Annotated in this window: 18 protein-coding genes; 10 read left to right on the plus strand and 8 right to left on the minus strand. The window is 70.7% G+C overall.

Annotation, left to right across the window (positions count from 1 at the left end; translation table 11 throughout):
* A partial coding sequence (locus tag HG543_RS34375) for an HYR domain-containing protein (protein ID WP_169349145.1) occupies positions 1-678 on the plus strand: 678 nt, incomplete at its 5' end.
* Positions 679-924: 246 nt separating this feature from the next.
* Here HG543_RS34375 and HG543_RS34380 read toward each other — a convergent pair.
* The 3 genes from HG543_RS34380 to HG543_RS34390 all read right to left on the minus strand — a co-directional run bounded on the left by HG543_RS34380 (position 925) and on the right by HG543_RS34390 (position 4,444).
* Positions 925-1,269, minus strand: a complete 345-nt coding sequence (locus tag HG543_RS34380) for a hypothetical protein (protein WP_169349146.1) — start codon at positions 1,267-1,269, stop codon at positions 925-927.
* A gap of 197 nt (positions 1,270-1,466) precedes the next feature.
* Positions 1,467-2,591 carry a hypothetical protein gene (locus HG543_RS34385; protein WP_169349160.1) on the minus strand — a complete coding sequence of 375 codons (1,125 nt, stop codon included), beginning with the start codon at positions 2,589-2,591 and terminating at the stop codon, positions 1,467-1,469.
* Positions 2,588-4,444 carry an HSP90 family protein gene (locus HG543_RS34390; protein ID WP_169349147.1) on the minus strand — a complete coding sequence of 619 codons (1,857 nt, stop codon included), beginning with the start codon at positions 4,442-4,444 and terminating at the stop codon, positions 2,588-2,590. The genes HG543_RS34385 and HG543_RS34390 overlap by 4 nt, the downstream gene beginning before the upstream one ends.
* A 245-nt stretch (positions 4,445-4,689) precedes the next feature.
* On the opposite strand from HG543_RS34390, the gene HG543_RS34395 reads away from it, so the two are divergent.
* Positions 4,690-5,541: a metal-dependent hydrolase gene (locus tag HG543_RS34395; protein WP_169349148.1), complete on the plus strand. Its 852-nt coding sequence runs from the start codon at positions 4,690-4,692 to the stop codon at positions 5,539-5,541.
* Between the two features lie 158 nt (positions 5,542-5,699).
* Positions 5,700-7,085, plus strand: coding sequence for a hypothetical protein (locus tag HG543_RS34400; RefSeq protein ID WP_343073513.1), 1,386 nt, complete (start codon positions 5,700-5,702; stop codon positions 7,083-7,085).
* A gap of 9 nt (positions 7,086-7,094) precedes the next feature.
* Here the strand turns inward: HG543_RS34400 and HG543_RS34405 are convergent, their stop codons facing one another.
* Both HG543_RS34405 and HG543_RS34410 read right to left on the minus strand, forming a co-directional pair.
* Positions 7,095-10,289: a patatin-like phospholipase family protein gene (locus tag HG543_RS34405; protein ID WP_169349149.1), complete on the minus strand. Its 3,195-nt coding sequence runs from the start codon at positions 10,287-10,289 to the stop codon at positions 7,095-7,097.
* A 155-nt stretch (positions 10,290-10,444) separates the two neighbouring features.
* Positions 10,445-11,011 (minus strand): DUF6992 family protein, encoded by a 567-nt coding sequence (locus HG543_RS34410; protein ID WP_169349150.1) that lies wholly within the window; start codon positions 11,009-11,011, stop codon positions 10,445-10,447.
* 273 nt (positions 11,012-11,284) lie between these two features.
* Here HG543_RS34410 and HG543_RS34415 point away from each other — a divergent pair, with 273 nt between their 5' ends.
* From HG543_RS34415 to HG543_RS34425, 3 genes are read left to right on the plus strand one after another with little or no spacing between them, the layout of a single operon-like run.
* Positions 11,285-11,983: a dienelactone hydrolase family protein gene (locus HG543_RS34415; RefSeq protein WP_169349151.1), complete on the plus strand. Its 699-nt coding sequence runs from the start codon at positions 11,285-11,287 to the stop codon at positions 11,981-11,983.
* Complete coding sequence (locus tag HG543_RS34420) at positions 11,980-14,097, plus strand: FUSC family protein (protein ID WP_169349152.1); 2,118 nt, start codon at positions 11,980-11,982, stop codon at positions 14,095-14,097. The genes HG543_RS34415 and HG543_RS34420 overlap by 4 nt, the downstream gene beginning before the upstream one ends.
* Before the next feature lie 45 nt (positions 14,098-14,142).
* The gene (locus HG543_RS34425; RefSeq protein ID WP_169349153.1) at positions 14,143-15,255 is read left to right on the plus strand and encodes an energy transducer TonB; all 1,113 of its coding nucleotides are present in this window, start codon (positions 14,143-14,145) and stop codon (positions 15,253-15,255) included.
* A gap of 164 nt (positions 15,256-15,419) precedes the next feature.
* Here HG543_RS34425 and HG543_RS34430 read toward each other — a convergent pair whose 3' ends face one another.
* Positions 15,420-17,015 (minus strand): HEAT repeat domain-containing protein, encoded by a 1,596-nt coding sequence (locus tag HG543_RS34430; protein WP_169349154.1) that lies wholly within the window; start codon positions 17,013-17,015, stop codon positions 15,420-15,422.
* A gap of 104 nt (positions 17,016-17,119) precedes the next feature.
* On the opposite strand from HG543_RS34430, the gene HG543_RS34435 reads away from it, so the two are divergent.
* The 4 genes from HG543_RS34435 to rsmB are packed head-to-tail and all read left to right on the plus strand — an operon-like array spanning position 17,120 to position 20,974.
* A complete protein-coding gene (locus HG543_RS34435; protein ID WP_169349155.1) occupies positions 17,120-17,701 on the plus strand; it encodes a signal protein in 582 nt (193 codons plus the stop codon).
* 30 nt (positions 17,702-17,731) lie between these two features.
* Positions 17,732-18,673, plus strand: a complete 942-nt coding sequence (gene fmt, locus HG543_RS34440) for a methionyl-tRNA formyltransferase (protein WP_169349156.1) — start codon at positions 17,732-17,734, stop codon at positions 18,671-18,673.
* A 43-nt stretch (positions 18,674-18,716) separates the two neighbouring features.
* Positions 18,717-19,661 (plus strand): type II 3-dehydroquinate dehydratase, encoded by a 945-nt coding sequence (locus tag HG543_RS34445; protein WP_169349162.1) that lies wholly within the window; start codon positions 18,717-18,719, stop codon positions 19,659-19,661.
* The gene (gene rsmB, locus HG543_RS34450) at positions 19,658-20,974 is read left to right on the plus strand and encodes a 16S rRNA (cytosine(967)-C(5))-methyltransferase RsmB (RefSeq protein ID WP_169349157.1); all 1,317 of its coding nucleotides are present in this window, start codon (positions 19,658-19,660) and stop codon (positions 20,972-20,974) included. Before HG543_RS34445 ends, rsmB begins: the two co-directional genes overlap by 4 nt.
* 7 nt (positions 20,975-20,981) lie before the next feature.
* Here the strand turns inward: rsmB and HG543_RS34455 are convergent, their stop codons facing one another.
* Positions 20,982-21,887, minus strand: a complete 906-nt coding sequence (locus HG543_RS34455; RefSeq protein WP_169349158.1) for a LysR family transcriptional regulator — start codon at positions 21,885-21,887, stop codon at positions 20,982-20,984.
* A 159-nt stretch (positions 21,888-22,046) separates the two neighbouring features.
* On the minus strand, positions 22,047-22,333 hold a 287-nt coding region (locus HG543_RS34460), incomplete at its 5' end, for a hypothetical protein (RefSeq protein WP_169349159.1).

Here is a 22,333-nt window from a genome sequence, read left to right on the forward strand (position 1 = left end):
GAGGGGAACTGGTACGTGGGGGACGTCTCGGTGGCGTTCGAGCTGGGGCACCCCGGCACGGGGCCGGTGAGCAGCTCTCCGGGCTGCGCGGGAGGCACCGTCCGGACGGACACCCGGGGGCAGGCCTTCACGTGCACCGCGTACTCGCTCGGCGGAGCCGCGAGCGCGGAGGTCGTCATCCAGCGCGACACGGCGGCGCCCTCGGTGACCTGCCCGGCTCCGTTCACCGTGGTTCAGGGAGGGCCGGCGAACTTCTCGGTCACCGTGAGTGACGCCATCGACCCCGCGCCCACCTGGACGAGCACGGTGGCACCGGGCACGGTGCTCCCGGCCGGCGAGCACTTCGTGCGCATCCTCGCGAGTGACGCGGCCGGCCTGACCAGCGAGTGCGGCTTCACCATCACCGTCCAGGCTCGCGGCGCCGATGGTGGCAGTGGCGTCGATGGCGGCAGCGGCGTCGACGCGGGTCCTGGAGCCGACGGCGGTACGGCGGATGGTGGCGCTGGTGACGGAGGAACCAGCACGGTGGACGCGGGGACTCAGGCTCCGGGACAAGGTGAGGGGAATGACACGCAGTCCTGCGGCTGTCAGGGCGGCGGCTCCGGTTCGAGCGCCTTCCTCGGACTCATCGGATGGCTGGCGCTCATGTGGCGCCGTCGCGCGCTCCAGGCCGGGTGACGAGCGCTGACACCGCGCGAGCCACGGCCGGAGGGCGAGGTGTCCTCCGGCCCGGGAGGGGCTCCCGGAGCCGGTGCGGGCAGCAGGGCCACGTCTCCCTGGCTCGGGTGACCAGAAGTCCCCCGAGTCGTTCAACAACCCCTTCCGCAATCCCAAGCGCTGAGCACTCGCGGGAAGGGTTGCCGAGCCCGGGATGCGCTTCCGGGCCCGGCGATGGGTTTCAGGACTCAGGACACCTGAAGTCGCTCAGTACCCCCAGCAGGACCCGAGGCGGCTCCAGCCGTAGGCAAGGCAGAAGCTCCGGCCCGCCTCGACACAGTCGCCATACGGGATGGACGTATAGTGCCCGACGACGTGCCAGGCGCTGGAGCCGTCGCCGCAATCGACGAGGCAGTAATCGCCGCCGTTTTCCCAGCCTCTGCAGATGGCGGCGGCGCTCACGGTGCCGTCGTCACCCGTGCCATCGACGGGCTGCTCTCCGGCCGGGGGGGTGACCGGCTCGGGCGTCTCGGTTGGCTCCAGCTCCGCGCCACCACACGCGGTCAGGCTCGCGGCAAGGACGACGAGGGCGACATTCTTTGCGAGGCTCATGGATGCTCCAGGGGAGTGTTTCATCAACCCCGATGAGCAGTCATTGCGACTGGCCCTCGGGGACGTCCACCGCGGACGCGCCCACGAAATAGGCTTGGTCAGCCTATTCTGGTTATTGCGGGTTTCACGTATCCGTGCGGGTGATGAACAGATGGAGGCTGTAAAAACCAGCGACTCTGTCCACCGACGTGCACTCGTTACTGAGTTGAATCAATGGTGAACGGCCGCACCTCGCTCGCCAGCACCTGATTGCGCGCCAGCAGCCGCGCGAAGCGGTCCGTGCCGTTCCGCCTGTCGAAACGGGCCGCGATGTCGCTGGCCTGCCCGTGCACCCACGTGTGCAGCGTCTTCACCTCGTAGCCGCAGTCGGCGCGGTAGTCGGGGAAGGACTTCGGCAGGCGCAGGCTCACCACATCGCGGCCGCCCTCGGCGAGCACCCGCTCCAGCAGGAACGCGGCCGCCGTGTAGAAGGTGAACCTGTCTCGATAGCTCGGGTGCTCCAGCGCCCAGCCCAGGTGCTTCTCCAGCAGCGTCAGTCCGCGCGACAGGTTGTCCGTCAGCGCGAGGAACTCCAGGTGCTCGCCCACCGTGGCGAGGAACTCGCGGTTCTTCGCCACCATGGGGTAGCCGCGCCGGTGCAGCTCCCGCGCCTGCTTCAAGTCGTCCAGCTTGAAGAGCGGGTACAGCAGGGTGCCGTAGGTGAGGTGCGGAATCTCCGCGCAGCCCTGCCGGCCCTCCAGTATCGGCCGCGCCTTGCGCAGCGCCAGCTCCCACTCGCCGCGGTCGACGTGGTGGTCCAGCTCGTCATCCAGCTCGCAGGCGCGGCAGTCCGTGAGGTGGTCCCTCGGCGTCTCCAGCCACGCGGCCCACAGGCGCTCGGCCTCGGCGGTGTCGCCCATCTCCCGCGCCGCGCCGTAGCGCAGCTTCAGCACCGAGCGCCGCCCCGCGTCCGCCGCCGCGAAGCACTGCTCCATGTCGTTCAGCGCGTCGGAAATCTGCTTGCGGGTGATGTGAGGGAACTCCTTGATGCGCCCCACCACCCACTTCTGCTTCCAGAGCATCCCCTCCGGGTCGAAGCGCTTCGGGTCCTTCTTCTGCTGTCCCCGGCACCACGCGAAGGCCACCAGCGCCTTGTCCGGGAAGCCGCCGAAGGTCGCCGCGTCGATGAGCGCGTCGCGCAGCATGTAGCCCATGCTGGTGTCCGAGTGCGCATCCGCCAGCCGCACCGCTTCCTCCAGGAGCCGGACCTTGGCCTCGCCCGGCTCCAGTCCGTCCGCCCGCTCCCAGAGCTGCTGCGCCTGCTCGCGCCAGTCGGACATCAGTGGAACCCCCTGGAGCCGGAACCGCCGCCGCCCTCGTTCCCCTCACCGCCGCCGTCGCCGAGCTGCGCGGAGATGAGGCCCAGCAGCCCCTGGTTCAACAACGCCATCTCCTGCGCGTTCAGCGGATGGTGACCCAACAGCAGCGCCTGCACGTAGAGCATCTCCACCGACAGCTTCAGCAATTCCCGGTCCGCCACCGCCGCCAGCCGGCGCACCACCGGGTTGTGCAGGTTGAAGCACAGCTGCGCCTGGTCGCCGCCGGCCGCCGCCATCATCCCCTCCAGCACTCCGGCGTAGAGGTCGTCGGACTCGTCCCGCGCGCGCTCCGCGTCACGCCGGAAGGTGCCCTCCGCGTCCGCGCTGTAGAGCGTGGGCACCTCCGCCGGGAAGAACTTCTTCACCACCACCCCGCAGCGGAACGGCGCCAGCACCCGCTCCGCCATGCGCACCAGCGGGAAGACGGCCTCGCGCTCGTCGAGCGTCAGCTCCTCGAAGCTCTGCGGCAGGTCCGCCGCGGAGAAGCGCTCCACCTGCGCGTCCGGTACCACCTGCGGCAGCTTCTCCAGGAGCGCCGCGTCGTGCGTGTACGCCGCGTTGATGATGCACAGCCCCTGCGCCCCCGCCACCCGCGCCACCTGACGGAAGCCGTCCAGCGTGGGCGTGTAGCGCACCACCGGGTGCGCGCGCCGGTAGTCCGCCAGCGTCATCACGCCCAGCGACGTCTCGAACGGGAGCCAGTTGACGACGAGCCGGTAGAAGTCGTCGTCGTCCAGAGCCAGCGCCTTCACGCTCAGCCCGTGCAGGGCAATCAATCGCTGCAGCGCGCGCGGGTCCTCGTGCGCCAGCTCCACGAGGTACTTGCGCAGACACTGGCCCAGCGCCTCACGCGCCAGGGCCAGGGACTCGTCCTCGTAGAAGGACTCGCGGCTGGCGGTGGGGCGCAAGGCATTGGCGTTGACGACGCACTTCACGAAGAAGGCCCACTCGGGCAGCAGGTTCTCCGCGCTCTCCGACAGCAGCATGTGCTTGAGGTACACGCGGTGCTTCTGCCGCGCGTTGAAGTGCGGCGACGCCGGCAGCACGAAGGCCACCCCGTCCACGTCACCCGCCGTGGAGCGCAGGGGGATGCAGTCGATGAAGTCCGTGCCGAACACGTCGCGCCCGTAGGCCAGCAGCGCCTTGCGCCGCTCGGAGACGCTCTCGTACTCGTGGCGCCAGGGCGGGCCGTCCGGGTTGAGGCGCTCGGTGCGGCCCCCCGCGGTGAGCTGGACGGGGAAGGGGAGCAGGCCGCCGTAGTGCCGGGCCAGGTGCCGCAGGCGCTCGGGGGTGAACCACTCCGTCGTGTCCGGGCGGGACATGAGGAACACCTGGGTGCCCGGCCGGTCGAGCGGGTGCTCGGACTCCCGCACGGCGTAGGTGCCGTCGTGCCGGCCGCGCCACTCCAGCGTCCGCCCGTCCCCGCGCGCCGAGCGCGTCACCACCAGCAGCTCGTCGCACACCATGAAGCAGGACAGGAGGCCGATGCCGAACTGGCCGATGAAGTCGTTGCGGCGGGCGGCGAGTACCTCGCGCTTGGAGGACTCGCCGATGGTGGCGAGGAAGCGGTGGATCTCCTCCTCCGTCAGCCCCACGCCGTCGTCACTGAAGAGGAGGGTGGGCGGGCTGCCGTCCTGCTTCTCCATCAGCTCCAGCCGCACGGTGCCGGTGTGGCCGGGCTCCAGCAGCTGGCGGGCGCGGATGGCGTCCGTGGCGTTCTGGAGCAGCTCGCGCACGTACACCCCGGGCGAGCTGTACAGGTGGTGCGACAGGAGGTCGATGACCCCACGGAGGCTGACTTGGAATCGATGGTCCACGGCGGCGGGGACGTTAGCGCAGCGTCCACCCCGGGCGGGGAAGGAACCTCCAACACGCGCGGGAGACCCGACGCCCGCACGTCCGTGTACCCCCCATCTCGACGGCGGAATCGAGCTTGAGACGGAAAAGGGGCTCGGGCATCTGTCCGCCCCGGAGCAGGCAGGTGCTCCAGGCCCTTGATTGGCAGCCCGGGGAATGACAAGCGGCGGCCCCACAATCTTTCGAGCACAGGAGCGGAACACGTATGCGGACGAAGCTCGTGGCAGTGTTGGCGGGAGCGCTGGTGGCCATCGCCGGGACGGCGGGGGCGCAGGGCACCCCGGCCGCCCAGGGCACTCCGGCGCAGGGGAAGCCCGCGGCGGGCGCGAAGGCCCCGGCGGCGGCGAAGGGGAAGACGGAGGTGACGTGGTGGGGGCACGCGGCGTTCGTGGTGCGCACCCCGGGCGGGGCGACGATTGCCATCGACCCGTGGCTGACCAACCCGAAGGCCCCCCAGGGCGCCGCCCAGCCGGAGGCCCTGGACGCCATCCTGCTGACCCACGGACACTTCGACCATGTGGGTGAGGCGAAGGCCCTGGCCCAGAAGACGGGCGCGAAGGTGTTCGGCTCGTTCGAGCTCATCAACCTGCTCGGCCTGCCGGAGGCCCAGGCGGTGGGTGGCAATGTGGGAGGCACCTTCAAGGTGAAGGACGCCACCATCCACCTGGTGGAGGCGGTGCACTCCAGCAGCTACCAGGCGGACCCGAAGGCGCCGGCGCAGTACGCGGGCTCGGCGCTGGGCTACGTGGTGGCCATCGACGGCGGCCCCACCCTGTACCACGCGGGTGACACCGGCCCCTTCGAGGGCATGTCGCTGATCGCCACCCAGTTCAAGCCCACCGTGGCCATGCTGCCCATCGGGGGTCACTTCACCATGGGTCCGGCCGAGGCCGCCCAGGCGGCGCGGCTGCTGAAGGTGCAGAGCGTGGTGCCCATGCACTACGGCACCTTCCCGCTGCTCCAGGGCAACCCCGACGCACTGCGGGGTGAGCTGAAGAAGCTGCGCGGCCCGGCGAAGGTGGTGGACTTCGAGATTGGAAAGCCCACCGCCCTGTAGGCCATTTCCCCAGGTCCACGGGCCCGCGGGCGGTGGGAGCGGGCCCGTTGACCGGGGGGAAACGCGGAGTCGGAGGTCGGGTGGAAACCGGAGGGCGGCTGGGTTACATCGGCTTCCACTGCTCCGGGCATTCCGGCGGCGGTTCGAGGGGTGCTCCGGTGTTGGACTTCAGCAAGGCGGGATGGCTCGTCCCCCTCGTGGACGAGGCGATTGCCTCCGCGAGCGCGCCCTCGCTGGAGCCGACCGCCGCGCCGCTGGCGTCCGGCCGGGCTCGGGCCCGCGCGTATCTGCGTCGCACGTTGCGCGCCAGTGGGCTCCTGTATGGGACTCCGGCGGATGTACCCGCTCCGGTGGATGCGGCGCCGCCCACGGAGTTCGAGGCGCGGGCGTTGGAGGAGCAGCTCTTCCGGGCGGTGGTGAAGACGCTGACGCGGCTGGCGCTGGATTTGGCGCACCTGGTGGGCGCGCCGGAGGGGCCTCGGCGGGAGCAGCTGTTGCTGCTGTTCGCGGTGCTCTGCGGGGAGCTGGACCTGGCGGATGCGCTGGGGACGCGGCTGGCGGCGGGGGAGGGGATTTCGAAGCGGCTGGTGGGGAAGGTGGAGGCGGCGCTGCGCAAGCGCGAGCCGACGCTGGCGGGCGACCCGGTGTACGGGCTGGTGCTGCACAACGGCGCCCAGTACGCGGACGCGCAGCTGTTCTGCCGGCAGGCGATTGATTACTTCGCGAGCGGGCGGTTCCAGCGCGAGCAGGCGCAGCGGCGGCTGGACTTCGCGGCGAAGCAGAAGGCGCTGCTGGTGGACGTGCTGACGGCGCTGGCCTGCGTGGACCGGCTGCCCGCGCTGCCCGCCCGGCGGGCGATTTTGAAGCAGGTGGAGGACCTGCGGCTGCCGGACGCCATGGAGTCGGAGCTGAAGGTGGCGGTGAAGCAGTCCTTCGAGCGTCGGCGCTCCGTGCGCGATGTGGTGCGGCAGGTGCGCAGCGTGGACATGCGGCACTTCCTGCTGGAGCAGACGCTGCTGGCGGCGCTGGTGGACGGGCGACGCACGCGCAGGGAGCGGGTCTTCATCGGCGAGCTGGCGGATGCGCTCCATGTGCCCAATGAGGAGCTGCACCGGCTGGAACTGGAGATGGCCGAGTTCTACGCGCGGCACCGGTCCATCGTGGATGTCTTCACGGTGTCGGACGCGGCGGGCGCCATGGGCGAGGACATGGTGGCCGGGATGCAGGAGACGCTGGAGAAGAACTTCCACCGGCTCATGCAGGAGGTCCGCGAGACGGGCGACCTGGCCGTGCTGCTGACGAAGGCGGCGCGCGGACAGAAGCTCACGGGCGAGGAGCGCAAGCGCATGAAGGCGCAGCTCATCGACGTGGCGAAGGCGATTCCGGCGCTCGCCATCTTCGCGGCGCCCGGGGGCATTTTGTTGCTCGCAGCGCTGGCGAAGGTGCTGCCGTTCAGCTTGTTGCCCAGCTCGTTCCAGGATGACGGCAACGCCGAGGCGGAGAACGACGCCGAGGAGCTGGTGCCGGAGCGCGAGGTCGGGTGAGGCAGGGCGTCACCGGGTCATCCAGAAGAGCATCCCGTTGAGGTCCGCGAAGCTCAGGTACACCAGCCCCGCCCACGGGGTTCCTGGCGTGTCGCGAAAGCCCAGGCCCAGCCGGATGCGTTCCTGGGCGAAGTCGGCATACACCTCCCCTCCGAGCGCCCACTGCTCGCGCCCCTGCTCGCGCCAGCGTGCCTCCACGGTCGGCCCGGCCCCTACCGAGGCGAGCGAGGACACCGCGTAGGCCATGCTCGGCGTGACGCTGCTGGAGACGTAGGGCAGGACCGAGTCCTTCCAGCGGAGCTCGAGGGGGTTGAGGCCCAGTCGCCCGGTGAGGCGGTCGGTGGGACGCACCACGGGCTCGAACCAGCTCAACATCAACCCCCGGTGCGCCACGTCGATGGAGGCGCGGTAGGGCACCAGGGTGAAGAGCCACGGCGTCACCACCGACGTGCCGAGGGGCGTCTGGCCCAGCGGCACGGAGGACGCATTGATGCGCAGCGCCTCGCGCAGGCCCGCCTGGCGCGTCATCAACAACCGGCCGGCGTTCAGGGCCGGGACGAACTCCGAGTTCGGATGGGCCTCTCCGTGGATGGCGGAGATGCGGCTCATGCTCCGCATCGCGAGCTCCAGCTTCCAGCGCATGGGGTCGGCCAGGAAGAGGCGCATCGACTCACTGCGTGGCGCATAGCCCTCACGGGCCAGCCCCTGGCTGAGCTCCTCCAGGTCCAGGTCTTCGAAGCAGCGGCCACGCGAGAAGGGGTCCTGGCAGAAGGTCTCCTTCGACGTCAGCACCCTGAGCACCTGGGAGACCGTGATGGTGTCATCCAGCAGGACCCGGTGCTTGGGGAAGGGAGGGAAGGTGGACAGCCACTTCCACTGCGGGCTCGCGAGGACGCGTTGCTGGCCTTCATCTCCGAGCGCGGCCCGAAGCTCCAGCTTCGCCAGCGTCTCGAAGACGTGGGAGGCGGGACCGGACCGCGCCACGTCCAGCTTGCCGGTGATGAACTCCAGCTTCTCGCCGATGCAGTGCTGCAGGGACTCCTCCTTCAGGTCGAGCGTGCCCTGGAGGCGGCGCCCTTCCTCCCAAACCACCGTGTTGTACGGGTCCTGCTCGGCACAGAAGTTCTCCGCCAGTTGGTGGGCCGCCTCGTAGATGCCGATGTAGTAGTCCGTCATCCGGAGCGGCTCATCGAGGAACGCACCGAAGTTGCGGAGCTGGGAGGACGCGAGCGGGGAGAAGCGGCTGGAGACAATCATCGAGCGGTCCCGCGTCAGGTGCGTGAGCGCTTCCGCCTCCTTCTCCAACGTGGGTAGCGACTCTTCCAGCGACAGGACCGAGAGCGGCTTCCCGGTGCTTCGCGAGCCCTGGGTCCTCCCCAGGTCGCCAGCGCAGTCGAGGACACGGCGCAGCGTACTGGTGACCGCGAGCAGGGATTGGCGCAACTCATCCAGCTCCCGCGAGGTGGCACGCCCGTAGTCGGAGCGGTTCAGTTCCTCGGCCAGGAAGCCCTGGGCGAGCGCCGCCAGCTCCAGGCGCCGAGCGACGGTCCGCGCCTCCCCCTCCAGCAGGGGAGTATCCCTGTCACACGTGGCGCCGCTGTCCACGAGTCCGGCGTGGGTGCGCCTGGCGATGTCGACCAGCGTGGAGAAGAGGACCGGTTCCGTGTCTTCGCCACGGGTCTGGTCGAGTGCCCGCAGGCACGCATTCAGCGAAGGGCCGACGGGTGACTCCTTCAGGCACCCGGCGAGCCGCCGCCCATACGCGCCACGAGCCTCACCCGTGGGCGCCGCCAGGTGAGAGGGGCTTCCCACGAACTGGGCGAGCTGGAACAGCCAGGCCGCGGTACCACGGGCATGGCTGCGCAGCGTCTGGTTCCAGCCCTTGTTCTGGATGGCGTTGTGCAGCTCGAAGCTTCGCGCGGTGCCAATGGCGCTGCTGATGAACTCGAGCTGGTTGAGGAGATCCGGAACCTCCTTGCCCTTGACGCCGGAGGGCGAGGCGGGCAGCCGCCGGAAGTCCGGATCCACGAAGAGATAGGTGAGCGGGCGCAGCGGATTGGGAGCGCTGACGGGGTGCTTCGTGAGGAATTGCTCCGCTTGCCGCAGCGCCGTTCCCACCGGGGTGTTGTCGAAGACGCCTCCATCGAAGAACTCCTGCCTGCACACCTGGAGCGGGGGGACACGGGCTCCCTCGGGCGCGGCCTGCTGGAGGCCGTCAGCAATCGCCTGACAGTACGGATCCGAGAGCATCGAGGAGGATGGGGGAGCGCCGTTCGAGCAGCTCGGCGCGCAATACGACAGGCGCACCGGGCCAAAGGCAAACGGGAACGCGCTGGAGGCCTCGATGGCCTTGATGACGGCCTCGGCCTCCACGGAGGAGGGCTTCCGCAGCTCCACCTGGAAAGCCGACGAGGAGCGCCGCCGTGTCGAGGAGCGCGGCGGTGACGCGGTGGCGTACACCGGACTCTCGGTGAGGTACACCAGGGCATCACTCGAGCCGTCCCCAGGCAGGAACTGGTTGCGGATGTGCGCGCGCCCGTTGGAGTCGGTCTCCAGCTTCCACAGGATGCTGAAGCGCTGGCGAGGGATTCGCAGCCCCGCTTCCTCCACCGTCTCGGGCACGGCCCGTGTGACGGTGATGCCCAGGGGAACCTCACAGGGGTAGCGGAAGTACGGCTTCTCCTTCTCGTGGCGGGAACGCCGCCAGTCCAGTCTTGCGCGGAACGACGCAATGACAGACTCGAACGCCCGGCGGGTGAACAGCCCGTCCGTTGAATCGTAACGAGGCTCGAAGGAGGAGAATGGGCCCCCGTGGGACGAGGGCAGGAGCTCATCGAGGCCCACTCCGGCCCACGTGCTCCGGAAGTCATTGTGGTCGATGCTGCCCTGGTAGGACTCCTCCGTGCACCACGCGAGCGCGACCAGCAGGGCGTTGATGCTGCCAGCCGAGGCGCCTGTCACCGTCACGAGCTGCGGATGGCGCTCCGAGAGGTCTACCTGTGCGTCCTTTTCAATCTCCCGGAGGTAGCGCACCAGCGCCCACGAGAGCCCGCCTTCATAGGCGCCCAGGCTCACGCCGCCGCTGAGGGTCAGGGCGAAGGGCTCCGACTCCCGACCGCGAGGAGCTGGCGGTGAGGACTCGCCAGCGGGAGGAGTGGTGAGGGTCAGTGTGCTCAGCAGCAGCGACAGCGGGAGAAGCGCCATGGGGCAGTCCGGAGCCCACGCCACCGATTCAGTCTCCGCGGCGGCCGGGCCCTGGGACCACAGCATAGCCCCACGCCCCGGGTTGAGACGTGCCCCAAAGTGCGTTCGCGGGGGCTCCGAATGACCCACTCACTGTCTGCCCCGGGGGCAGCGCTTCAAGACGAGCCCGCCACGCTCTGGACCACCTGCCGCTGGTGGAAGGCATTGCGCAGGAACAGCGCCGTATCGACGAGCAGGAGCATGGCGCCGTGCAGGAGCAGGGACGTGCCGGCTCCCGCGAGCGTCCCGTCCCTTCGCTTCGAGGCCTTGAGCGCGAGTGCCCCCGCGAGCATCGCGCCCACGTCCGAGGCGATACCAGCGCCCAGCAAGCGCAGGAGCCGCGCCCCGCGTTGAACGCTGTCCTCCGTGCCCAGTGTCGCCGGGTCCTGAAGCTCGATGGCCGCGCGGCCCACCACCGCAGTGCCGAGGACGAACAGGTGGACTCCCACCGTCGTCACATGGAACGCGCGGGAGCGTGCGCCCTTCGCCCGGAGCGCTCCCACCGCTCCCGTGGCGATGCTCAGCACGGACGTCGCGGCGAGCCCGTTCACCGCGCTCAGGTCCTCCCGTAACCGCTCTGCATTGATGGCCTGGAGTTCAGGTGACGGCGGCGCGGAGAGCCCCGTCGGAGGCGACAACAGCGACCATGGCCGGGATGGCGCGAGCCAGTAAAGAGAGAGCATGGGCGGTGACCTGGAGAGGACCCTCTGCAAGCCAATGGACACGCCGTGAGTCCACGGCACCTGTCCCAGCGGTGGGGCTCCTCCAGCCACACGCCTGCTCGTATGGCCGCCGGGTTCCCTGCTCGTCAGAACCGCAGGAGAAGGCAGCGGGAGCCCACCGTGGCGCACGGTTGCACGCTCCCCTTGCACCCGGGGAGGGTGGCGCGGCCAGACGCGCTTGGGAACACCACCTTCATCGGGGCACGCGGGGTGCCCGCGTCGGGAGGAGTGTCGATGCGCGTACACGACCGTGACGTGGAAATCGCTGTCGCGGGCCGTCTCCTCGGCGGCCGTCTCACCGTGCCCGAGCGGGCCTCCGGTCTCGTGGTGCTCGCCACCGATGGCGCCGGGCAGGACGGCCGCCGGCTCGAACACGTCACCCGCGTCCTCCACGACGCCGGCCTCGCCACACTGCACCTCGAGTTGCGCACGGCCGAGGAAGAGCTGGCCCAGGAGTGGACCCTGCGCGAGGGCTCCAACGTCGAGCTCGTCGCCCATCGGCTCGAGGTCGCCCGCGACTGGCTCCAGCGCGATGACATCCTGTCCCTGCTCCCCGTCGGCTATCTCGGCTCCGGCCTCGGCGCCGCCGCCGCGCTCGTGGCCGCCGCGCACCAGCCTCGCGGCGTCCAGGCCGTCGTCACCCTCGGCGGACGGCCCGACATGGCCGGCGAGTTCCTCCATGACGTACGCGCCCCCACGCTGCTCCTCGCCGCCGCCGAGGACGCCGACCGCGTCGCGCTCAACCGCCGCGTCTTCGATGCGTTGAAGTACCGCAAGGCCCTTCAGCTCATCGAGGGCGCTACGCGCGGCTTCCCCGAGGACGCTCCTCTCGCCGCCGCCGCGCGTCTGGCATCGGCCTGGTTCTCCGACTGCTTCCGGGCCGCCGCCGGGCCCGGCGTCATCGAATGGACGGGTGACTCCACCGCCCCATGAGTCCCCTGCGGAGACACCTCCAGTCCTTCCTCCATGTGGAGCCCGCGCGCCCGGCCATCGGCGCCGGCCTGCGCGCGGCCCTCGCCGTCGGTGTCCCCATGGCCGCCGCCGCCGCGCTGCACCTGCCCGCGGCCACCTGGGTGGGCATGGCCGGACTCTTCGTCACCCTCGTGGACCGGGGCGGCCCCTATCACGACCGCGCGCGCTCCATGGGCGCCATGACGCTGCTCGGCGCGGTGGTGGGGCTCCTCTCCGCCGCGCACCTGCCCGCCTGGGCCGCCATCGCCCTCACGTTGTGCTGGGTGACGGCGTGCGGCTTCGCCCGCTCCTACGGTGACACGCCCGGCTTCATGGGCGTGGTCGTCGCCAACTACTCCGTGGTGTCCCTCGCGCTCCCCGCGCACGACTTCACCGAGGCCCTCATCCGCTCCGGGCTGTTCGTCGTGGGCGGCATCTGGGCCATGTTGCTCGCGCTGCTCCTGTGGCCTCTGCGCCCCTATCGCCCCGCGCGCATCGCCGTCGCCCGCTGCTTCGACGTGCTCGCGGACCGCGCCGACGAGATGGGCCGCTGGCCCCTCGAAGGTCCCGCGACGCTCGCGCCCGCGGTGCCCGCCGTGCCCTGGGAGCCACGGATGCGTCAGTCCCTGGAGGCCGCCAGCGCGGCCCTCGCTTCCACCCGCCGGGGCCGCGTGGGTGAGAGCGGAAGGGGAGAGCACCTGCTCGTCCTCCGCGAGGGCGCCGACGCGCTGATGCCCATGCTCATCGCCCTGACGGAGACGCTGGAGCTCGCGCCCCGGGACAGGCGCTACCACGCCCTGCGCGCCGAGGTGCAGCGGGCCCTCGCGGAGCTGGCCACGGATGCTCGGGGCATCGCCCGCGCGCTCGAGAAGGGAACGGACGTGACCGCGCGACAGGCCTGTGGACCGGAGCGCGTCCGCAAGGCCCTGGAGGCGCTCCAGGCCGAGTCCCCCGTGCCGGACCCGGCCCGCGCCGCGTATGCCCATGCGGAGGCACTGCTGCGGCGGCTGCATGAATACTCTCACGCGCTCATCGAAGTCGCCGCGCGGCTGGAGGATGGCAAGCCGGTGCCAACGGAGCTTCCGCTGGCCCCCCGCTCCGAGGCCGCTCCCGCGCGCTCGCTGCTGGAGCCCCTGCGGGAGAACCTCAACCCGCATTCGGTCATCTTCCGCCATGCGCTGCGGCTCGGTGTCTCCGCCGCGCTGGCCACGGCAATCGTGCGGGGGCTCGGGCTCAACCACGGCTACTGGGTCATCATCACCGTCATCATCGTCCTCCAGCCGTACTCGGGGCTCACCTTCCAGCGGAGCCTCCAGCGCGTGGCGGGCACCTTCCTCGGCGCGGCCCTCGCCGCGGGGCTCGTCGCCCTGGTGAGGGACCCCATCGTCATCCTCGTGGCCATCATGGTGCTGTTCGCCGTGGCCATGAGCGTGCAACCCATCAGCCTGCCCGCCTTCCAGGTGCTGCTCACCCCCGCGCTCGTGTTGCTGGCGGAGCTCCAAACAGGAGACTGGAGCCTCGCCGGAGTGCGCATCGTCAACACGCTGCTCGGCGGTGTGCTGGCGCTCATCGGGGCGCGGCTGCTGTGGCCCAGTCCGGAGCACCTGCGCTTCCCGGAGCAGGTGGCCTCCGCGCTCCGGGCGGACCGCGACTACCTCTACCAGGTGGCCGCCGCCCGCTCCGAGGCCGAGCCCACCGTCCGTGAGGCGCGGCGGAAGCTGGGCCTCGCGCTGCTCGCCGCGGAGGCGTCCTTCCAGCGGCTGCTCTCCGAGTGGCGCGGCCCCGCCCCGCAACTCGAACCGGTGATGGCACTGCTCACGTACGCGCGGCGGCTGACCTCGGCGGTGACGGCGTTGGCTTCGAGCCGGCGAGGCCCCGGCGCTCCGGACCTGACGCCCGTGGCGCGCTACGCGGGGGATGTGCTGGACGAGGTGGCCAGGGCGGTGGAGCAGCGGCGCGCTCCGGCTCCGCTGCCTCTCCATGCGCCGGACCCGGCGACGGATGCCCTGGCCCGCACCCAGGTGGAGCACCTGGTCCGCCAGCTCTCCGTGCTGCACCACGCGGCGGCGCGCATGCCACAAACGTTGCTCGCGTGAATGACTTTGCTCCCACGTCCAAACCCTCGCGTAGGCTGTGGGCCCATGACGCTCAGACACGCCGTCGCCCTTTCCTCGCTCCTGGGGCTCACCGCCGGGTGCGGCCACACGCAATCGCAGTCACAGCCGCGCGTGCCGCCGCCGACGCTGCCCGCCAGCCATGCGCGCCTGTCCATGGCCCTGAACCTGTACGAGCGGAACCTGCCGGAGTCCGCGGGTGGGACGCTGCCGGAGTCCAGGGCCGTCGATGAGCCCACGACCGTCGTGGAGCCCGCCCAGGCCCGCGCCGTCTTCGACGAGGCCGTCCACGTCTTGAGCGGAAAGCCCGACATGGAGGCGATCCGCCAGGCGTCGAACGACCTCGGCGCCGCCTGTGACGCGGGGCTTTCGGAGGCCTGCGCCTTCTTGCGCGAGAAGTTCGAGCGCCCCGTGAGAATCACGAAGACGCAACCGGAGTTCCCGAAGGAGGCCGCGCAGCAGAGGGTCATTGCCACCGTCGTCATCCGCTGCCAGCTCGGAACGGATGGCCGGATGCGGGACTGCAACCCGCTCGAGACAGGCCCTCATGGGCTCACGGATGCCGTGCTCGCGTACACGTCCCAGGTCCAGTTCCAGCCCGCGAGGCTGGCGGGGCATTCCGTCCCGGTCGCATACACGTTCACCGTCAACTTCAATAACGCCACCACGCCGGAGGAGCTCACGCCCGCGCAGCTCCTCCAGTGGGCCGTGGCCAGGACGAAGCAGTTCCCCAAGAGCCCGCCGGCCTGGGCCCACCTCGCGAACCTCCTCGCGCGGTATGCCCCGGAGGAGCCCGCGTTCGCCCAGTCCCTGAGTGCGCTCCACAAGCTCGCGCCAATGTACTGGTGGTCCGCCAACGAGCTGGCCTGGCTCCACGTGCAGGCGGGTCGTCACGCCGAGGCCGCGCCGCTGGCGAGGCAGTCGCTGAGCGAGTCGCCCGACAACGCCTATGTCCTGGAGACCTCCGCGGCCGTGCGGGTCGCCACCGGGCAGTGCGAGCAGGCGCTCGCCGAGCAGCGCCGCGCCGTGGAGAGGCTCCCCGCCGAGTGGCCCGCCCCGGAGCGGGAGCGCTTCACGCGCACGCTGGAGGAGTACCAGCGCAAGTGCGCCGCGCCCGCGCCGGAGCAGCCGCGCGGGTAGCACCGACGTATCCCGTGGCGCCGGTGGCGGGAACGGCGCCGCTCACGGTGGCCACATCGCCCCGCGCCCAGGCTGGGGCAGCGGGGCGGAAGGCCTCCCACGTCGCTCGTGCTTCAAACTCCGCCGGCCCGCATCCTCCGGCGGAGCCCCCGTCACCCGCGCCTTCAGGTGCGGTCGATGCGCATCACCAGCCGGCGCAGGTCCTCGTTCACGCTGGCGAACTGGGTCATCCCCTGCTCATCCTGGAGCTGCTTGCGGAGCGCGGGCAGCGACGCCTCGCGCACCTTCTTCGCCGTGTCCTGCGAGCCGTCCATCAGCCAGCCCAGGCCGAGGATGACGGCCATGCGCGCCTCGGTGTTCCGCTCGCCCGTCTTCGCGGCCAGCGCCCCGGCGTGCTCCGCCGTGCCCGTGCGCCCCACCTCCAGCGCCGCGCGCTCCAGGAGCAGCGGGTCCGCCTTGTCCATCTTCTGCACCCAGCAGCCCGCGTTGCTCGCGCACTCCTGCGCCACCGTCAGCAGCTTCGCGTGCTTCGCGATGGTGTCCGCCCGCTGCTTGCCCAGCTTCGCCGCGTCCTCACAGCCTTCCTCTCCAGACGCCTTGCAGTCCGCCGCCGTCTTCGCCGGCTCGGCCGTCGCCAGCTTCTGCAGCAGGGGGACCTCGCGGCCGTCGCCCAGCATGACCAGGCCCTTCACCGCCAGCTCGCGCGAGTACCAGTCGCCCGTCGCCGCCGCCTTCTCCAGCCCCGGCAGCGCGTCACGCCCGCCCAGCCGCGCCAGCGCGCGCACGTAGGCCTCGCGCACCGTGAAGTCCGTCTCCATCACCAGCCCCGCCAGCGGCTTCACCGCCTCCGTCGCGCGCATGCGCGCCAGCGCGTCCGCGGCCTGCATCCGCACGAGCGCCTGAATCTGCGCGTCCGAGTGCGTGAAGGACAGCTGCTTCAACAGCGCCCCCACCGCGCGCTTCTCGCGCAGGTCGCCCAGCACCGTGGCCGCCTTCATCGTGTAGCTGGCCGGGTTGACGCCGTTGGACTTCGCCCACTTCAAGAGCTCCTCGTCCTTGCCCTCCAGCGCGGGCAGCAGCGCGTCCGCCGCGGGCGAGCCCAGCTGGAACAGCGCGAACGAGCTTTCCACATAGAACGACTTGCCCTTGCGCTCCTTCGTCAGCATCCGCACCAGCGCCGGCGCCGCGCGCGGGTCGCCGATGTTGCCCAGCGCCTCAATCGCCTTCTTGTTGAGGAACGGCTCCACGTTGTCGTCCGTGGCCAGCGCGATGAGCGGCTCCACCGCCTCCTTCGCCTTCATCGCCCCCAGCACCTGCACGGCTTCAATCCGCGTGTAGTTGTCCCTCGCGCGCAGTAGCGGGACCAGCGCGGGCACCGCGCGCACGTCGCCAATGGCCCCCAGCGTCGTCACCATGGCCTTGTTGGCCAGCTGCGAGGACATGTCCGCCGCCGCCGGGTCCAGCGCCGCCTTCAGGGGCTCCACCGAGGACGGGTGCTTCAGGTCCCCCAGGGCCCGGGCCAGCGCCGCCTTCACCTCGGGCTTCTTCTCCGAGGAGAGCTTCTCGTGCAGCATCGGCAGGAAGGACTCATTCATCTTCCCCGACGTGCGCAGCGCCTCCACCATGCGGATCCGGTCCTCCGCCCGGCGGGACTGCTGGATGCTCGACTCCCAGTACTCCGGAGTCGTCGAATCGCCCTTACACCCGGCCTGGGACATCAACGTGAGTGCGGCACACAACGCTGCGAGAGAGCGGTACATGCGGTCTCCTTTTGCGTCTGCGGGTTTGTCGTGTCTTCCGTGTAAACCTCCTTCAACGAAGGAAGCAAACCACCCACGTCTCCTGGGGTACGCTGGTCAACGACATGTCCGATGACATTCAGAAGGTGACGCGGCCCTCCTACGGCAGGCGGACTTACATCCTCGACCGAGAGTTCCAGCTCAAATACATCGTGCTGCTGGCCGGCATCGGCGCGGGCAGCATCCTTGTCTTTGGCATCCTGGCGCACCGCATCCACGTGTCCGCGGTGGCCACCGGGGCGGACGGCGGCGAGTCGCTCCTGTGGCTGACGGGCCTGGCCACCCTGGGCGCCGCCCTGGCGCTGGGGCTGTTCGGCCTGCTCTTCACGCACCGGGTGGCGGGCCCCGTCCACGTGATGAGCCTCTACGTCGCCGCCCTGGCCGCCGGGCGCTACCCGCGGCTTCGGCCCCTGCGCAAGAAGGACGAGTTGAAGCGCTTCTTCGAGCGCTTCAGCGAGGCCTTCGAGCGCATTCGCCAGCGCGAGGCCGAGGAGGCCCACGCCCTGGAGTCCGCGATGGAGGCGCTCAAGGGCGTGGCCACCACCCCCGAGTCCCGCGCCGCGCTGGAGACGCTGAACGCCCTGCACACCCGCAAGCGTCAGGCGGTGGACAATCCCACCGGCGGCACCTTCAAGTCCGTGGCCTGAGTCGCCCGACGCAGGAGAAGCGCACCCCCTATGAGCCGACCCCGCATCATCTTCATGGGCACGCCGGAGTTCGCCGTGTCCTCGCTCGCCGCCTGCTTCGACATTGGCGACGTCGTGGCCGTCGTCACCCAGCCGGACAAGCCCAAGGGCCGCGGCAACGCGCTGGCCGCGCCGCCGGTGAAGGAGCTGGCCTTGTCGCGCGGCGTGCCCGTGCTGCAGCCGGTGAAGCTGAAGACGCCGCCGTTCTCCGAGGAGCTGCGCCGCTTCGCCCCGGACGTCTGTGTCGTCACCGCGTACGGGCGCATCCTCCCCAAGGACATCCTGGAGCTGCCGGCCAAGGGCTGCGTCAACGTGCACGCCTCGCTGCTGCCGCGCTTCCGGGGCGCCGCGCCGATTCAATGGTCCATCGCCCACGGCGACACGGAGACGGGCGTGACGCTGATGGTGATGGACGAGGGCCTGGACACCGGGCCGATGCTGGCCATGAAGCGCCAGCCCATCGCCCCGGACGAGACGAGCGCGTCCCTGCACGTGAAGCTGTCCGCGCTCGGCGGCGACCTCTTGCGCGAGTCCCTGCCGAAGTACCTCGCCGGGGAATTGAAGCCCGTGCCGCAGCCCACCGAGGGCGTGGTGCTGGCGCCCATCATCGAGAAGGACGAGGGACGGCTGGACTTCACGAAGCCCGCGGTGGTGCTGGAGCGGCGCCTGCGCGCCTTCACCCCGTGGCCCGGTGCCTTCACCACGCTGGGCGGCAAGCTGCTGAAGGTGCACAAGGTGCGGGTGGCCGGGAGCACCGGCGCGCCGGGCATGGTGCTGGCGGCGAACGCGGATGGCATCGAGGTGGCGTGCGGCGAGGGCTCGCTCGTGCTGCTGGAGCTCCAGCCGGAGGGCAAGCGGGTGATGAGCGCGGCGGACTTCCTGTCGGGCCACAAGCTGGCCAAGGGCAGCCAGCCTTTCGGCGCGGCGCAGTAGGGCGGGCGGTGTTGAGAGTCATGGGAGTGGAATCGGGATGGGCATGAAACTGCTGGTGCTGCACGGGCCGAACCTCAACCTGCTGGGTGTGCGCGAGGGCACCTCCGGGGGGAGGCTGTCGGACCTGGACGCCGCGCTGAACGAGCGCGCGGAGGAGCTGGGACTGGAGCTGAAGGTGGTGCAGTCCAACCACGAGGGCGTGCTGCTGGACACGCTCGCCGCCGAGCGCGAGGCGGTGGACGGCATCCTCATCAACCCCGCGGGGCTCTTCGCCTCGTACCCGCTCAAGGAGGCGCTGGAGGCGGTGGGCCTGCCCGCGATTGAAGTCCTCCTCAAGCCTCCCGCCCGCGAGTCCGTGGTGGGCGAGGCGTGCGTCCTCCAGGTGCACGGCACCCACGGCGGCTTCGAGCCGTACCTCCAGGCCCTGGACACCTTCGCCAGCGGCGTCTTCACGCCGGAGCCGGCGGGGCCGAAGAAGTCGCTCGGCCGGAAGAAGGACAAGGACGAGCCCGCTCTCAAGCCCGCGCCCGCGAAGTCGCTGGGCCGGGGGAAGGACGAGCCCGCCGCGCCCACCCTGTCGCTGGTGAAGTCCACGCCCGCGAAGTCCCTGGCCCGCGCGGCGGAGGCGGGTGGGGCCGCGAAGACGCTCGGCCGCAAGGCTTCGGCCCAGAAGGAGACGAAGGAGGAGGCCCGCTCCGGCAAGACGCTGGGCCGGGGCTCGAAGTCGCTCACGCCCGCGGCGGACCTGCTGACGCGCGCGGTGGTGCGCCGCAAGATTTCGGACCGGCTGGCCGGACGCATGACGCCCGCGGAGCTGGCCGCCTGGGCGCGCACGCAGTGGCAGGCGGTGCAGCGCGGCGCTCCCGCCGAGAGCGGCCACCGCGAGCTTCTTGAGGAGAGCCTCCAGGGGCTGACCCTTTCCACCCTTCCCGCGTCGCGGCTCTCGGATGAGCAGCTCGTGGACATGCTGACCCGGCTCGACGAATGAACGCGCGCGCACTCGCCATCAATGTCCTCGCGCGCGTCCGCGCCACCGACGCGTACCTCAACGTGGTGCTGGACACGCTGCTGTCCGAGTCACCGCCGAAGGACCCGCGCGACGCGGCGCTCGTCACCGAGCTGGCCTACGGCGCCACGCGCCGGCAGCTCGCGCTGGACTACGCCATCGCCCGCTTCGCCGACCGCAAGCTGGACGCGCTGGAGGACAAGGTGCTGGCCGGCCTGCGCATCGGCGCCTATCAAATCTTCCACACCCGCGTGCCCGCGCGCGCGGCGGTGGCGGAGACGGTGCAGGCGCTGAAGGAGGTGGGCCTCGCCCGCGCGGCCGGCTTCGCCAACGCCATCCTCCGCAAGCTGGCGGACCTGCCCGCGCCCCCGCTGCCCCCGGCGTCGGACCTCGTGGAGCACCTGTCCGTGCGCGAGAGCCACCCGCGCTGGCTGGTGGAGCGCTGGCTGCGCCAGTTCGGCCGCGAGCGCGCCGAGGCCATGCTCGTCGCGGACAACCAGTCCCCGGCCGTCGTCATCCGCGCCAACACCGCGAAGGTGACGCGCGACGCGCTGCTCGCCCAATTGCAGGAAGCCGGCGTGGAGGCGAAGGCCACCACGGTGTCCCCGGTGGGCATCATCCTGCCGCCCGTGGGCCGCGTGGAGGACGTGTACGGGTACGCGGAGGGGCTGTGGCAGGTGCAGGACGAGGCCGCCCAGCTCGTGGGCGTCTACGGCGCCATCCCCGAGACGGCGCGCGTGCTGGACGCGTGCGCCGCGCCGGGCGGCAAGTCCTGCCACCTCGCGCAGGAGCACGAAGTCGTCGCGGTGGACCTGCACGCCCACAAGCTCCGCAAGATTGACTCCGAGGCGAGGCGCCTGGGCTTGTCCGAGCGGCTGAAGGCCTACGCGCACGACGCCGCGGAGCCCTTTCCGGAAGAGTGGGGCGAGTTCCACGCCTTCCTCGTGGACGCGCCGTGCTCCGGGCTGGGCACGCTGCGCCGCCACCCGGAGCTGCGCTACCGCCGCAAGGAGGAGGACCTGTCGCGGCTGGCGCTGCTCCAGCGGAAGATTCTGGAGAACTGCCAGGAGGCGGTGCCGCCCGGCGGGCTGCTCGTGTACGCGGTGTGCACGGTGGAGCCCCAGGAGGCGCAGGACCAGGTGGAGATGTTCCTGCGCAGCCACCCCGAGTGGACGGCGGAGCCGCCGGTGCTGCCGGGGCTCAATCTGCCGATGATGCAGGCCTACCTGCGCACGCTGCCGGGACCGGAGGGCTTCGACGGGTTCTTCGCCGCGCGCCTCCGGAAGCTCTACTGAGTGAAGCTCAGGACTCGTCCGTGGACGGGAGGTTGGCGGCGGCCTTGAACGCCTCCAGCACCGCCGCGGACGCGCGGTCCAGGTACTTGCCCTTGCGGATGAGCAGGCCGATGGGGCGCGACACGGGCCCCTCGGCGAAGGGCTTGGCCACCAGCGAGCCGCCCTTCACCTCGCCCTGCGCCGTCGCCATGGGGAGGATGGCCACGCCCAGGCCCATCTCCACCGCCCGCTTGATGGTCTCCACGTTGTCCATCTCCATCACCGGGTTGATGTCGATGTTCTTCTCGCGGAAGAGCCTGTCGAGCGCCTTGCGCGTGGGCGCCTCGCGGTCGAAGGCGATGAAGGGCACGCCCGACAGCGCGGTGAGGCTCACCTTCTGCTTGGTGGCGAAGGGATGGTTGGGCGCGCAGACGACGGCCAGCTTGTCGTCGCGGAACGGGAGGATGTCCACGCCCGCGCGCGGCTGCGGGTAGGCGACGATGCCAATCTCCGCCGCGCCCAGAATCACGTCGTCGTACACCTGGTCGTTGCGCCGGTAGTTCAGGCGCATGTTGACCTTGGGGTGCGTCTTCAGGAGCTGCTTCTGCACGGTGTTCAGCTCGTGCAGACCCACCGAGTAGATGGTCGACACTGTGCTGGTGCCCGCCACCTCGGTCGCCTGCTCGCGAATCTCCTGCTCCACCTCGGAGAAGCGGGCGAGGATCTCCTTGCACCCCCGGAACAGCCGCTCGCCCGCGGGCGTCGGCGTCACCTGCCGGGCGCTGCGCGACAGGAGCTTCTGCTCATATCGGTTCTCCAGCGCGCGGATCTGCTGGCTCACCGCGGACTGGGTCACGTGATTCAGCTGGGCCGCGCGAGAGAACGAACCCGTCTCCACCACGTCGCAGAACATCTTCAAGGATTCGAGCTGCATAAGGCCGTCTCCTACCCCCAAACCTAATGATAAGGCTAGAGTTAATTAGCTGACCTACCTCGCGCCGCGAAATGACCTTACCCCTGGCAGGACTGCCCGGCCGTTCAGCGGCATGGGGAGGGGAGGGTGATTCCCGCGCCAGGGTGCGCCGGAGCGGGTTCAGGGAGCGCCTGTGTCCTCGGGTGGCTCGGGGGCCTTCGGGCGCAGGAGGACGACGAGCGCGGCGCCCAGGGCGGTGAGCGCGCCGCCGCTGAGCGTCTGCATGCGGCCCACCTCTCGGAGGGTCTGCGAGAGCAATTCGCACTCGGGGCCGGACAGGCCCTTGCAGTCCACGGCGCCGAAGAGGGAGTTCAGGCCGTTGGCCAGCAGGGCGAGCCCGCCCAGGAAGAGGCCACCGCACAGTCCCATCGCGGCCGAGCGGCCGAGGGACGAGCGCCGGGTGGGGC

Origin of the sequence: Pyxidicoccus fallax (assembly GCF_012933655.1) — a bacterium.
In the GTDB taxonomy this organism is placed as follows: Bacteria; Myxococcota; Myxococcia; order Myxococcales; family Myxococcaceae; genus Myxococcus; species Myxococcus fallax.

Bases quoted from the DNA above. Each gene is read 5' to 3' on its own strand.
- HG543_RS34420 (WP_169349152.1), top strand. From the start codon at position 11,980: ATGAGTCCCCTGCGGAGACACCTCCAGTCCTTCCTCCATGTGGAGCCC.
- HG543_RS34430 (WP_169349154.1), bottom strand. From the start codon at position 17,015: ATGTACCGCTCTCTCGCAGCGTTGTGTGCCGCACTCACGTTGATGTCC.
- HG543_RS34415 (WP_169349151.1), top strand. From the start codon at position 11,285: ATGCGCGTACACGACCGTGACGTGGAAATCGCTGTCGCGGGCCGTCTC.
- HG543_RS34435 (WP_169349155.1), top strand. From the start codon at position 17,120: ATGTCCGATGACATTCAGAAGGTGACGCGGCCCTCCTACGGCAGGCGG.
- HG543_RS34395 (WP_169349148.1), top strand. From the start codon at position 4,690: ATGCGGACGAAGCTCGTGGCAGTGTTGGCGGGAGCGCTGGTGGCCATC.
- HG543_RS34410 (WP_169349150.1), bottom strand. From the start codon at position 11,011: ATGCTCTCTCTTTACTGGCTCGCGCCATCCCGGCCATGGTCGCTGTTG.
- HG543_RS34405 (WP_169349149.1), bottom strand. From the start codon at position 10,289: ATGGCGCTTCTCCCGCTGTCGCTGCTGCTGAGCACACTGACCCTCACC.
- HG543_RS34380 (WP_169349146.1), bottom strand. From the start codon at position 1,269: ATGAGCCTCGCAAAGAATGTCGCCCTCGTCGTCCTTGCCGCGAGCCTG.
- HG543_RS34445 (WP_169349162.1), top strand. From the start codon at position 18,717: ATGAAACTGCTGGTGCTGCACGGGCCGAACCTCAACCTGCTGGGTGTG.
- fmt (WP_169349156.1), top strand. From the start codon at position 17,732: ATGAGCCGACCCCGCATCATCTTCATGGGCACGCCGGAGTTCGCCGTG.
- HG543_RS34425 (WP_169349153.1), top strand. From the start codon at position 14,143: ATGACGCTCAGACACGCCGTCGCCCTTTCCTCGCTCCTGGGGCTCACC.
- HG543_RS34455 (WP_169349158.1), bottom strand. From the start codon at position 21,887: ATGCAGCTCGAATCCTTGAAGATGTTCTGCGACGTGGTGGAGACGGGT.
- rsmB (WP_169349157.1), top strand. From the start codon at position 19,658: ATGAACGCGCGCGCACTCGCCATCAATGTCCTCGCGCGCGTCCGCGCC.